Annotated in this window: 9 protein-coding genes; 3 read left to right on the plus strand and 6 right to left on the minus strand. The window is 38.1% G+C overall.

Annotated elements, in window-relative coordinates; translation table 11 throughout:
• Positions 1–282: 282 nt before the first annotated feature.
• Positions 283–459, minus strand: coding sequence for a histone H1 (locus CLW00_RS01820; protein ID WP_106131927.1), 177 nt, complete (start codon positions 457–459; stop codon positions 283–285).
• Positions 460–850: 391 nt separating this feature from the next.
• On the opposite strand from CLW00_RS01820, the gene CLW00_RS01825 reads away from it, so the two are divergent.
• From CLW00_RS01825 to CLW00_RS01835, 3 genes are all read left to right on the plus strand, one after another.
• Positions 851–1258 (plus strand): GNAT family N-acetyltransferase, encoded by a 408-nt coding sequence (locus CLW00_RS01825; RefSeq protein ID WP_106131928.1) that lies wholly within the window; start codon positions 851–853, stop codon positions 1256–1258.
• Positions 1259–1433: 175 nt separating this feature from the next.
• Complete coding sequence (locus CLW00_RS01830; RefSeq protein ID WP_106131929.1) at positions 1434–1712, plus strand: hypothetical protein; 279 nt, start codon at positions 1434–1436, stop codon at positions 1710–1712.
• 206 nt (positions 1713–1918) lie between these two features.
• A complete protein-coding gene (locus tag CLW00_RS01835) occupies positions 1919–2764 on the plus strand; it encodes a hypothetical protein (RefSeq protein WP_106131930.1) in 846 nt (281 codons plus the stop codon).
• 78 nt (positions 2765–2842) lie between these two features.
• On the opposite strand, the gene CLW00_RS01840 is transcribed toward CLW00_RS01835, so the two are convergent.
• Genes CLW00_RS01840 through CLW00_RS01860 form a run of 5 tightly spaced genes read right to left on the minus strand, consistent with a single transcriptional unit; the run spans position 2843 to position 13868 of the window.
• Complete coding sequence (locus CLW00_RS01840; protein ID WP_106131931.1) at positions 2843–3133, minus strand: hypothetical protein; 291 nt, start codon at positions 3131–3133, stop codon at positions 2843–2845.
• Between the two features lie 18 nt (positions 3134–3151).
• A complete protein-coding gene (locus CLW00_RS01845; protein ID WP_106131932.1) occupies positions 3152–5488 on the minus strand; it encodes a glycosyl hydrolase family 18 protein in 2337 nt (778 codons plus the stop codon).
• Between the two features lies 1 nt (position 5489).
• Positions 5490–10256 (minus strand): contractile injection system tape measure protein, encoded by a 4767-nt coding sequence (locus CLW00_RS01850; protein ID WP_106131933.1) that lies wholly within the window; start codon positions 10254–10256, stop codon positions 5490–5492.
• Positions 10249–13110, minus strand: coding sequence for a hypothetical protein (locus CLW00_RS01855; RefSeq protein ID WP_106131934.1), 2862 nt, complete (start codon positions 13108–13110; stop codon positions 10249–10251). Before CLW00_RS01855 ends, CLW00_RS01850 begins: the two co-directional genes overlap by 8 nt.
• Entirely contained in the window at positions 13110–13868 is a 759-nt protein-coding gene (locus CLW00_RS01860; protein ID WP_106131935.1) for a hypothetical protein, read from the minus strand. Before CLW00_RS01860 ends, CLW00_RS01855 begins: the two co-directional genes overlap by 1 nt.
• Position 13869: the final 1 nt, after the last annotated feature.

Genomic DNA, 13869 nt, shown 5'->3' on the forward strand with positions numbered 1-13869 from the left:
CAGGAAGCATTTGAAACCAAAAAAGAAGGTACTTAAACAGTTGATCAAATGAAGCAGTCATTCACGCATTAACTGCATTAATTAAAAATTAAGACTAGAGCAAATACAACAAATGGAATACTCAGATTGAAAAAAGTCCGGAAATGGACCTTTGGAAATAGAGCCAATGGAAACTCAAAAGTGAATATGTTACCTAACAGTAGAAATCTTTTATCGGGAATCAGATTAAAAACATATAAAAACAAAAAAACTCCCCAATTGGGGAGTTTAATTATCTAAAGATTACTTTTTTGAAGCTTCCAGAGATTCCTTTCTGAATTCTTTCATCAGTTTGGTAAGTTCTAAGGTAGATTTACGTGCCCTAGTTCCTGCAGCTTTATTCCCTTTTTCTAATTGAAGTTCAGCGTCAGCTTTGAAGGCTTCAAATTCAGCATTGATTTTATCAACAAGACTTTTCATTATGTTATATGTTTAATGGTAGAACACAAAAATATGATTTTATTCGAGTTTTAATACATTGATTGGCCTTAAACAATTGGATTCTGTCAGAATTAAGAAGAAATCCCAAGATAATATTGACATTTTATGCCGATATGAGAAAAAATGAGCAATTTTCACTCAACATGATTCGTGGAAAGCAAAACCCGAATCAGTATATTTAATTATGAAATGGAAACATTTTCTCTTTAAAGCAGAGCCAAAAAGCTGACAAATCCTTTTCAAGGAAAAAATCAGTCACGCCTACCTGACCAATAATTCAATGAATTTGCAAATTTGCTACTTTACCTAAGTTTGCTGTTATGGAAGGATTTCGCAAGAAGACTTGTAGTAACTTTAATTTATCTCTAAAATGACAATAACCATTTCCGAAATACGAGAAATTGAGCTTGCAAAAATAATCGCACTTTATAAAGCAAACCAATGGAGTTCGGCTGACAAACCTGAAGAACTATACAAAGCATTGACCAATTCGCACAGCTTAGTTTCAGCCTGGCATGAGGATATGCTAATTGGTATTGGAAATGCCATTTCGGATGGATACCTGGTAGTATATTACCCGCATTTACTGGTCCATCCCGATTATCAAGGCAAGGGAATTGGGAAGATGATAATGAACAAAATGCAAGAAAAATATGGACATTTCCATATGCAAATGTTGACCGCAGACGGCAAAGCAATAAATTTTTACAATAAAATCGGATTTGAGAGAGCAGGACAAACGCAACCAATGTGGATTTACAAAGGCGATGAACATTAATATTCAGGTTATCTTGGCTGTTATTTTTTTATCCCTTCCCAAATAGGATGAAAGTGGACTTGACAATTGAAAGTCAGCCATCTCTGAAATAAATGACCGCAAATTATATTTCGTTCTTTTTCAAAAGTAAAAAAATGTCTATATTATTAACATAAAAATGTTAATTTATTAGACAATGGATGTATTCAAAATTTGTGCAGAATTGGAATTAAGAGAAAAACAGATCGATCTAAAATTGAATAAAATCATTCAGGCCAATCTTGACCCCTTCCCGTTTGAAAGATTAGAAAAAGGAAAACTATTGTTACGGTTGATCTACGAAATCAAAAAGCATATTGAGTCCGATGAATACATACTTGCAGGAATGAAGCTTCGGGATTTGGAGTTGCAAGGGCTGCATATATTGGATAAAGAAACGAAAGCTTATCATGATCCAAAAAGATACCATTCATAAATCAATAATGATTTTAGTCCATCTCTTTTTTGACTAAAAAAATTAAAAATCAATTGACAGAGTTTAAAATAATCTAAGATTATTTTAAATTCATAAAACAAAATGATAAATTGAAAATGAGGTTGTTAGGCGCTTAAAACTCAACACCCCTGAGCCAAATAATTGTTTATTAAACTTGATATCTTTTTTACCAAACAGAAAAAAATATGAATACTCGCGTAAAAAAAACACAGGAAGTTGACAACCGGAAAGCTTTCAATAGTTTTACTAAATATCCATCAAGTGGTAAATCAGTATTCCAGTTTATAGACAATAGAGAAGAATCTCTTACCCAGTCTGATCTGAAAGAAATGGCTAATAACAGTAAGGAAATCAGACAATTAAAAACACTTCAAGAAGTGGCCAATACACGCTTAGCGAAGCCGATGAAAGTCAGCACTCCTGTTATTCAAAGACAGGTACCCCAAGGAAGTGATAGCAAACAAAAAGAAATACCTAATACAGTTTATACCGCTAGAGGGGGTGAAAATAAGATGTTTAATAAAGACAGGTACCCTAGAAAAAACTTCAGTTTTGGTGCGCATACGAGAAATGCTGTTTTCATGAGGTATAATCCTCAATTTGCCGGAAACCGAATCATCAGCATAAGAGGAAATAGTGGTGAACAGGTGAATGTCGAGGGTGTTCAATTGGATCACCAAATAAGCTGGGATACCATTGCCAATGCTATGCATGACCACAACATAAATCATGGTAGAGATTGGAAGTATTCTTTGTTTGATGCTAAAATGTACTATAACGATATAGAAAATCTTCTCCCGGCACTTGGTGCCATCAATGCCTCCGCAGGAAAGCTCGGTGTAAATGAAATGCCTAGAATTCACCACGGACTCGAAATTTATCAGGGAAATCTCCAAACAGCATGGATGAATCTGCAGGCAGGATTAGTTGCTGTAGGCCATGGAATCACGGATGAAAATGCAGAAAAAATAGCCATACTTCTTCATAATGTAACTTCATCAATGAATGACGTTACTGAAGAAATATTATAGAATGGTTGTTCTTTCCACACTTTAGTGATAGAAGAGGTCTTATACTTCCAATCTAAAATGACCTTGGTCTATGTGTGATTAAATCCCTTCTTTTTCGATACTTTTCATTTGAAGTTCTTCTTCGTCAAACGCCTTCATCTGAAGCTCATCTTCTTCAAAACTTTTGAGTTGAATTTCTTCTTCCATTAACTCAGCCCTTTGGATTGGAAAATTTCCGTTTTGCGTGTTGATAATTTCCGAAAATTTAAGTTGAAAAGTGTTTTCCGCCCTGTTATCCTTGATTTGAATGGATGGGTTTGGGGAGTTAATTTTTGAATCCTCCTGTTTTTTAAATTGAGCGATCTTACTTGACTTTCTGTTATTTTTCATGGTTAAATGGATTATGTTTTATGGCAAATCTTTATTTGAATATTTTCTCGACATGATCAGGTAATTGATGATAACACCTGATAAAATACCCACCGTGAATATCAACAGCACCATAGCCATTGTCACTTCATTACTACCTGCTCCCAGAAAGCCGATATGGGTACTAAAAAAGGCGTAAAAAAACACTGAAATCAAAGACAATAAGCCCATTCCAATAGATATATGAGTAAGAATAACTCTCCATACCCATTCATCTCCATGTGTTTTGACCCCTAGAAAAATTGTAACTCCCGCTACAAATAGAAGTACAAAAAGAATTATTGCCGCTTTTCCATTGAGTTCGGCATACCGGTCCCATCTCCCCAATAAACTGATACATTGTTGGTAAGAATCTAAAGCATTGAATTCTGTATTGTCATATTTTTTAAATCTTTTTGGGTGTAGCCAAAAATCATCAATTTCATACTGAGCTTTTAGCTCTTGAATGGCTTCCCTACTTGGGTAAGGATCAAAATAACAATAATCGGAGTTATTGGGATCACCGAGATAAATATCATTCACACCTGCCCATTGTACGTCATTGAAATAGATCTTTACATAGTTCCAAAATCCTAGTTTTGTTCCTTCTTTTTTGCTTAAAACCTTCGTGGTGTCTAAGACCATAGAGTCTATATAGATAAGGTTCGCTCCTATCGCATCCCATAATTCTGTATACCCCTCATCGAAACCCAGTCCCCAAATGCCAACTCCTCCAACTTGGTTTTCAAGTGCCCAATTATACTTTTCGGAAAGACTCCTGGCATCTTCAAACCAAAGCTGTTTGAGGTTCCCAATTTCTCCGTAGTTCAAATAGGCTGCGGCCTGCTCAGGGTCATACCCTAAAACTGCACCATCATACTGCCCTACAGAGGGCAAAATTGTTTGCTGTATGCTATTGAAATTTATTGAAGTGCCAAGTCCTGTAGCCCTGCTTCCCGGAATAAAGTCTGGCATGGGCCATGAAATCCCCTGATAGCTAACTGTCATCACCAACTTGTTGATAGGCACTTTTCCATTTGAATATTGGGAAAAAGTTCCTTCAATAGATCCTCTTGGGTTTGCTTGATCAGGATACAATGGACTTCTTGAAAATGGGATTCTCGTGGCAGTGATGTTGAGGTTTTGGGTCATCACCATATAGTAATCTACCAGTGCATTCAATGATGGAAAATCCAGTGCACTTGCTATACTTAGGTTTTCGGTATTGGAAATTGCAGGTATGCCAACTGTCAATAATAAATTGGGGCGCATGACCGTCAGTTCACTTCTAAGTTTGGCAATAAATTGTGTAAATGCGGCACTATCTTTAGGCCGTATAGTTTCAAAATAAATAGAAATGCCTTGAAGGCCATGAGATTCAACCAGTTCTTTTATTCTTCTAAGAAAGCGGTCCTGCGAATTTTTTTGGTTTAAAAAAGAGCTTGTAAGTGGTGCTGAGTAACTGTAAACTGAAAGTGAGGCATGTTTTCCCGAATGCTCAAGTCTTTTTAATATTCCTCCTTCAAGCATTTTTTGGAGCACATCAGGATTGTTTTCCAGTCCATTTCCTCCTAACTCATAGCCATGAAGGATCAAGTCAGAAAGATAATTAAAGTTGTAATTTTGATACTTATTTCCCATTTCAGCGAGGTGCCATCCAAAAATACGGGTCTCCGCTTTCAGGCAATTCTGATACCTAACCAAAAGAGAATCTCCCACTGTCGTTTCATAAGTGGGCAGTTCGGGAGAACCACATGAAAACTGAATCTGCCTTAACGCAGAAAGCTTTGCCATCATGGCTTTTCTTTGGGCCAAATTTGCTTCTTTGGTTTCATCCATCAGACCCTGAAGCACATTACCCAGTTGCACCTTAACCGAATCAACCAAATCCAATGGTGCCTTTAAATCAAGTTCTACCAAGGCTTGATGAATCTCTTCTTCTAATCGAGCAGAAGTCTTTTGGGCATCTTCTTGTTCATTGGTCAGGTTGATCAAATCATTGACAATCGCACTGACCGTTGCCGTATCAATATTCAAATCTCCTTCCTCGGTCAATCTCCGGATAAGAAGGACCATTCTTTGTCTTTCTTTTTGAATCTGATTCTCCCTAAATCGAAAAGGTTGAATGATTTTATTGATAAACCCATGTCTACTGCTATCTCCCCAATTGATGGAATCGCTTAAAACTATCTCAGATGGAGGTATTTGTCTTGGTTCTTGTGCAAAAGCAGGATTCAGGTTTGCAAGAAATGCACTACATACTAAGGTCCACAACAGCACCCTGTACAGATTGGTCCTTGCATATGATTCTGCTGAAAATCGTGGGATTAGATTCATATTAGCGCCATTTAATTTCTAATGATTTTTCCATCCATGGTAACTTTACCATGGAAATATTCCACGAAATACTATCAAGCAAAATATCAACTCCTGTTTTGGGAATTCTCAGGGTATTGGCAAGGGAATCAAATTCAAGGGTTCCTTCTCTTTGCAAAAAGGTTTCCCTGATTGCGTCCGCAGAGGCATTTTTCATTTTTTCCCAATTGCTTTTCATTCCATTTATAAGGCTTACAGCCATGTCTTTCTCTTCTTGTTGAAGTTCCACTCTTTCTAGGTGTTGGCTGACCTTCATGCCCACCAGCAATTTGTTCAGCACAAGTTCATACTCAGGATAATCTGTATGGCCATAGACAATATATTGCAGCAAGTAGACCGCTTTTGACTGTGACACTTCTGGGATTGATCCTTTTTCACTGATATTCAATCTGGAAAACAGCGCGGATAAAAACGGCCAGCAAAGTACTAGCCCCGCATTCGATATTTTTACCAATTCGCCTTTTTCAGGATCTTGGATTGTGGCTTCTGAAGCCATTGGGAATTGTTTCAATACCTCATTCCTGTACATTTCCATTGCTTTTCCCTCAAATCGCCGCTCCAATTCCATAGCCTGAAATACAATTTTCCAATTAATTTCCGACCTGTTTTTTATGAGGTGTTGGAGGAATTTTCCAAAAAACGATTCGGTATCCCTATTTCCCTTTTGAATATAATAATCATAGGCAAAGACAAGAAGCCAAACTTTCCATTTGCCCGGATTCAAATTCCCGAAATACATATAGGAACCAAAAGCCAAAAGGGTTTTGATATTTCTCAGCACTTCTGAACTGGAATTAAACCAAATTGAAATGACTTCATTTTCTTTGGAAGAATTCACTTTTTTCCTCACCCAGGATTCAGCCTCAGCTGTGGTACCAAAGAGATAGGGACTTTTTATAGAGTCATGCCGCAACTCATTCTCCTTCTTGGGACTAGGTAGAACGGAGGTATTGCTGGCATAATTCTCCAAAGCCATTTCTATAGCTTTCAAAAAGCTGGGATAATACTTTTTGTATTTTGACGAAAGGACAACCTTGTAAATTCTTTTCAACTGATTTTCGCTAAGATCCTGTAACAAGCTTGATGTTTTCCCTTTTTCAAAAAGCAAAATCAATAAAAAGGCATCATTTTTATTGCTGAGTTGGATTTCGTTCAGCACAGCTAAAAGGAGTTTGGCCTTGTGTTGAATAGGAGACCACCAAGGCAGATAGCCTTCTTCTTTGAGGTGAGAAATGGCAGCAGAAAGCTGTTCAGTCTCTAAAGCATTGGGAGAATTCCCTATTGGTTTTTTAAGGATTTGAACAATTGATTTCTTCAAACTAGCCTTGGCTTTTTCATCCAAATGCTTAGAATTCAGGATGCTGACCCAATCCATTGAGGCCGCATTTAAACTATGGCGGTATTTACGAAGTGAGCTTGAGAAAATACTCCAAAACACATCCATCTTAATGGATGAATTTGAGCTGTAAAGAACATGAAACTGAAAAATACTGGTGAAAATGGATTCCCGCCATGCTCTGTAGGCTGATTTTTTAAAGAATGCTGATGAGGGTAGCCCAATTAGATACTCCAGCCCTTTAATTGATTTCAAACTGCTAGGCAGTCGCAATGCTTCACTTGCTCCTATAGCTGTGGCATTTGAGTTGGATACTTGCAGGTATTCTAGAATTTCTGAAAATTTAGCGGAATTAAGACCATCATTTTTGTGCAAGGCTCCAAGGAACTCTTTGAGATTTATAGATACATCACCAAGTTTTTCAAGAACTGGATTTTCAATACCTATATGAGGGACAATATCGAGCTTGAACCAGAGGGAAAATTTTTGCCAGTCACTTTTAGTCAAATGTGTATACAGGCCAATAAGGAGCGCCGGCAATTGTTTTTTCTGTCCCTTGAATAACCTGATAATGGCTGTTTTCTCTATTTTTGAATACAGCATTAGCCTCTTGGAACTCTCGAGCAATTGTTTTTTGTCATATCCCGCAAGATTCACCTTTAAGGTCAATCGAAGGAGCAGGGACATGTCCTTTTCCACAATATTTAATGCCGTTTCCTTTAGGCTTTTAATTTTACCTTTATCTAAAATCAACTCCTTAAAATCAGCATCCGCACTCTCCTCTTGAAGCAATTCGAACAAACGATTCTGATCAAGTGAGATGCCTTTGATATAATGGTTTACAGCATTTTTATGGGTCTCTGAGATATCTTGTGTAGTAGGATCAACTTTACCTTTCAGATTAAGATCATCAGCTACTTGTGAATCAGATTTTTCATTTAAGTGCTCAATATCATCAATGTTTTCTCGCTTATTCGATCCAGCAAAACTCTTTTTGTCAGTGTCTACATTGCTTTTCGAATTAAGTTCATCAGCCCTTGATGAATTAGAGTCTACAAACCCTTGTTCATTGAGGTTAATATTTCCCTTTTGAATGGCTTGATCTACCTTTTTCCCACTTCCATCAACGATCTCAAATTTGTTGGTGTCAGCATTCCATTTTTTTCTCAGGGCAGCATTTTCCCCCATGTCCAAAGCAAAGAAGCCTTGGCTAAATAAACGGCTCATTCCAGCTGTCAAGACAGGTGTTAAGAACGATTGGTTTTTGCTACCCAAAAACATAGCTAAAGCCAATTTTTTCAAAGAGGAAAGGTAAGGGGACCCTTCTGTTGAATTCCTTGAAAAGTAAAGTATTACGTATTTTTTGTATTTCAACTTGGCTAAGGCTGTCCTTAGGGCGTCGACCCGATATCCTTTTTCTTCAGTAAGCTTAAATACTCCAGATAGAAAAGCTTCATCCTCCCATGAAGCACGGTAGTCAAAACCAATGGATCGCTTAAGCTTTTCAGTGGAACTTTCTTCCAGTAAAAGTTCCCATACTTTTTGATTTAAAAAAACCTCCAACCTTGGGTAAGCACCTAAATTCTTGAGCAGTTTTTCATTGAATCTGTTTAAGGACAATGTTTTTTGAGCTCCATACCTTTGGATAAATGCTTGGAACTCCTTCCGGTCTATTCCTTGAGCTATACTTGCAAACCTCTTGGTGATAGCATTCCCATTTTTCCTATTTGCCATACTCAAAGCATCCAACAAGCGGGAATCTTGACTTTGAAGAAGGTTGTTGACTATCCATAAAAGGTCTGACTGACTCAGTTCACGGTTAGAAAATCCCAGCATCCCCGCATTCAGGTATTGTTGTAATACAAGAAGGGCTAATTGATTTTTAAGAAATAATGGGTTTTTCCTTTGGTCATCTTTTCTTGGATCAGATAGCTTTAATCGATCCTCATTGAATCCATTTAGACCGGAAAAATCACTTTTAGACTTGATAGCCTTGGATTTTGCACTTAATAATATTTGCCCTGAGTCGGAAATCCCTGCCTTTTTTCCTAATGCCATGAGGCTCTTTGACACCAGGTAGTGTTCACCCAATTCGGTGAAGGCATGATAGGATAAAATCATGAACCAATCATCGGTTTTTTGGAATGCCAATCCATTGAGAGAAAGGTTGTCAGCTGTCAGGCTAAAAACATCTTTGAGTACTTCCCCATCATCAGCATTAGAATTAGGTGATGTCTGAGTGTACCATTTCAGGTAATTATGTGTCAGAGGTAACCATTGGCTTTTGCTGTCATCCAAAAGAAGTTTGAGTAGGTTGAACAAACCATTTTTGGATAAGGATTTCCAGAATCCGGGGAAGCGAATGGCCAGCATCTCGAACAATACCCCTGATACTTTCCATTTTTCTAAATATGTCTCAAAAACCGGAATAGCTGTACCAACATTTAGCCATTGTACAAGCTGCAGAAAAGTAGGCTCTATACTATTTTCATCCCATTGAGTATCAGGATTGTTTTTTTCATTGATTGTATTAATTGTTTCTTTAAACTCCCTAAACAGGTTGCTTTCGCTAGAAATCTTGTTGATGATGCTATTGATTTCGGAAAGAAAAATTTCAAATGCTATATTATAGTGTGCCGCTATTGACCTTAAAAAACGTTCCGAAAAATCAAGCCGGTTGAATTTGGGGCCTGACTTTCCCGCCAGATAGGTTAAAATAAATAGGTTTAAGGATTTTTTGAGACTTTCTTCAGGACCGGGCAGGTGGTTTTTAGCCTTGTGCACCTCCAAGTAGGTATTTCTATAGCTGATCATCCATTCCGCGTCAGTGGTGGCCAACACCCTGATTAATTGATCAAAATAACCTGTTTCCAAAAAAGCAATCCTCTTTCTTGCTGATTCACTTTTCTGAATGGTGGCTCCCAGCATCCTTTTTAGATGAGTAGGATCATTAGAAAAAACAAATTTCAAAAGACTATATATGTCAAATTCCACCTTGAGCCATATTGGTAAATAACCTTTTAAAAAGTACATCTGTAAGGCTAACAGGTACAGGTCTAAAACCTGGGAATTTTGGTGTAAGCCCTCATTGCCAAGATGCCTTTTTTCCCATATAGCATCTAAAAGGGCCTTGGTTAACAAGGAACTTATCCTTGTACCAAACCCGATGGAAATATCCTCTTCCTGTAGCAAGCCAAGGTCAATTTCCAATGACTCTAACTCAATGTCAATTCCTTTAAGCCCCAATTGATCAAAGGACTTTCCCAATTCCGGAATGATATCAAACTGCAGCAATTGTTGGAGTTTGGAATTGCAGCGGGTTGCCTGTTGCCGATTTGGGTAAAGAAAAGAGAACATCAAATTGTCGACTGCATCTGAAGAGGCACTATGCATTCTCCCCTCCTTTCAATTTGGATAAAAAAGAATAGAGTCGAAATGCTTCTTTGGTTTTCACTTTTTCAGAATCACTACTCGATTCTCCACGCCATTTGGAATAAGTATTCTCAAATGCTTCAAATTCCCTAAGGTTCAACCAATAAATACCGACTTTTACATGAGCTGGAATTCTTTCTCTGACTTCTTTTTCAACAAAATACTTAAAATGGTTTTCTTGAAAACGTGCCGGCCAATCAGGTAGCAAAAGAGATGCATTTAAATCAAAAAAATTCTCTTTGATTTCAGTACCGTCTTCCCGTTTTTGCACAAACACCATAGAGCGCTGTCCCACAACTTTGTCGTTGTGAAGCGTACCCATAAATCTCAGATCCTCTACATCTTTCAGTGATAAAAACCCTGACAGTTCCCGATCTCCCGACATCATTGTAGCAAAGCTGGAGGTGATGTCAAATACAGTATCTATATCGACTTGGCCATCGGCATGGTAAGCTCCTAATAGCCTTCCTTGCCCATCATGAATGGACAATTGCTTCCCGCTCAATCTATATGCTTTTTTGTCCTTTGCCGCTGAGTAGAATAATTCCAACTGCTCTTTTCTTTTTGAATAGGAATTGTACCAGGGAGACCTGAAAGTAGGTTCTCCGTATTGATCCATCATCACAAATCCAAATTCTGAATTATCCAAAAGAGATCTCAAGGTAATATGATCCACAAAATATATTCCTTCAGAGCGGTGATTCATTTCCCTGAAATATTGTATGGCATTGGCAATTGTTTGGACAGCTTCTTTTTCATTTCTTCCTTCCCAAACCCCAACCCAGTTTGTTGCTGATTTTTGGAAAAGGACTTCAATAGAACCCTTAAAAGTGAGTTTTTTGGAGATCCAATAGCAATCGGGATTGAGGGTTCTGGCGAATAGGTCTTTAATGCCGATCTTCCCAAATGAAAACTGAGGTTTTTCAGGATTCTCTAGCCGTGGGAAATTTCTTTCGCTTTTATACAGTGGACGGTATTTTTCTTTTAGTTCAGTATAAGAAATCTGTGATTTAAGAAAGCTTTCACTTGCATTCTGATCCTCAAGGGTGACTTTTTTTGGCAGAAAGTCAGGTAAAAGGGATCCGTTTTTCAATGAGATTCCCAGTAGTGTTGATAGCAAAACTTCAAGTGTTGAGCGTGTTTTCACATGATCAAGCACATTGAAACGTGCCCTATGCGTTGCGTAATTGAGCTCCGGGACAATACGCAGGAAGCGGGATTTTTGTAATAATTGCAAGGCAAGCATTTCCTCCTGTGTTCCTGAAATATTCATTTTGAGTGACAACTGGAATGGAAGGTCTTGTACACCCTCTCCGAATCTTGCCAAAAGATGATCCAAAACCCTGTTTTTTCGTTGTAACCAGGTGATTCTTGATTCTCCGGTTTGTGGATTCACTCCCGTTTTGTCAAAGCCTGGCATCAGGCTTTCTTTGATCTCAATTTCATCTTTACCTACATGGGTTTCGAAGTCCTGTGAAAAGTAGGTTTGCCCTTCTTTTTGAATATCATAATCAAAAAATTCAGGGACTTTTGACAGCTGAGCAAGGTAGTTTGCCAAATGCTTTTCCATCAACATCAGGTAACCTTTCAATTGTCTTACTTTTGCATGCCTATCAGGTGCTTCATGCTGAGAAAGACCTTCCTTGCCCAATCCATAAATTTTTGGGAAATGGTGTTGGATGGATACATAGTTTTCCGGATTTCGGTACCTCCCAGTGATTGATGTTTTCCAGAAAGTATCCTTAAACAAATCTTCTTGGTATACCCTGAAGTTTTTGCTCCAAAGTTCCAGTAAAAGATCCGCTACTCGGGAAGAATTCAGGCGCTGCCTGTTTTGATTGACAACAATACTGATTTTGAAATACACACTCGCGGGATCATTTGGATCAGTATTTATGGAAGCATAATAACCTTCAGGAAGAATGATGTTTTTTTCTTTCCCATCTGTATCCAATGCAAGGTCATGACATTTTTTTACCCCTGATATTTTTGAAATCAAACCCTGAAACTGTTCTATATTAAGGACTTTGCTGCGCTCTTTGAGTTGAGTGTCCAATATAAATCCACGGGTGAGTTTAGGTCCTGAAAAAATATCTTCTATCCTAAGGCCAGAATTCCTTAGCTCCTCCAAATTGGAGTATGCAACAGGGTGATAAAGAAAAACTTCCAGAGCAAAGATTAATTCTGCCATTATTTTATCTGGGTCGCTCTCTGGCAAAATTTCAACACTTGCTTTAATAAAAATAGGCTTGGGTGACAATAATCTGGGAGGTTCAAAATCCTCACAAAGATTCCTGTTGTTTTTGAGGTATTCATATAGCCTATCCTGAAAAGACAGGGCGAGTTCAGGTCTTTTTTTCAGGTCTTTCTGGAATGACAGAGCAGGTAGAATTTCAATTTCATATACTCCGTTTACACCTTCTTCCATACCAGCTGCTGAGGCTTGGCCGAGCCAGCAATTTTGAATTTCAGGAAAAGTATCGATCAGTAATTTTCTAAAATCCAATACAGTAATTGGGTGAGAACTAAAAACCAGTGATGGAGAGAAAAAAGCATTTTTATCCCAATTGATCTCACCTTTTGATTTTTCGGTCAGTAGGTCTTCAATAGGAAAAGCTGTTTTGTAACCAAGATCTGTAAGGCCATAGCAGAACTGCTCCAGAATAGTCACTCCAGGATCATGTAAATTATAATCTGTCCAACGTTCTCCGCTGAATTTCTGCACATGCCGTATCCCTTGCTCCATGAGGAGTTTGAAATCTTGGCTGTGTTTAAGCGCTTGGTCTTTATGAATTGGGCCTTTTTTTTCCATCATTATTCTTGCTCATCGAGGAAACTGTCATCCCATAATTTTGCTATTCGAAATGTGATTACTGCACCTTCGCCATAATTACTTTTGGTTTTGATTTGAAGCCTGTAATTCTTTGTTTCCCCAATCCAGCGACAGCTGATTCTATTCCACCAAAAGCCATAGTGGGCACAGGTTTTTGAAATTCTGGCTTTGGAGTTGCCATAAGTACTGAGGGCTGTAGCATGCGTAAGAGCATATTTGCCTTTTTCTTTCTTTCCCGCATGTGCCATGATCTCAAAGCCCTGACAACCATTTAGCTCTGTTATGACATCATGCCATTTACCATCTGCCGGCACTTTCCCTTTTTTATATACTCCTTCCCTACCCTGGGAAGCAATCAAACCAGCCACCTCAAGTTTTTGGCTCGGTCTGTTGGTTCCTATCCCTACAAATCCTCCTTGTTGAAAGAAAATCGTAGGGTCCTTTTCACCCTTTTGCTTCAGGATAATTCCTTTGGTTTCTCCCTGACCGTTTACCAGTATCCAACTTGCCTTTTTATCCTTAAGAGAATCATAAAAGCTCAATAGAATCTCTTCGTCACCCGCAGGAAAAATCATTAATCCATCCTTATCATCCTTATTGATCCCATCATCCACTTTATTGAACATAGAATCAATCAGAATAGCAAAATGCTTTTCAGTCGGAAGCATGCCACTTCTAAAATATTTTTTAAGCTGTTCCCTGTCATTGATGACCAAGGTATTTTCATTTAATTCTTTCATG

It is taken from the genome of Mongoliibacter ruber, from assembly GCF_003003005.1.
Taxonomy (GTDB): Bacteria; Bacteroidota; Bacteroidia; order Cytophagales; family Cyclobacteriaceae; genus Mongoliibacter; species Mongoliibacter ruber.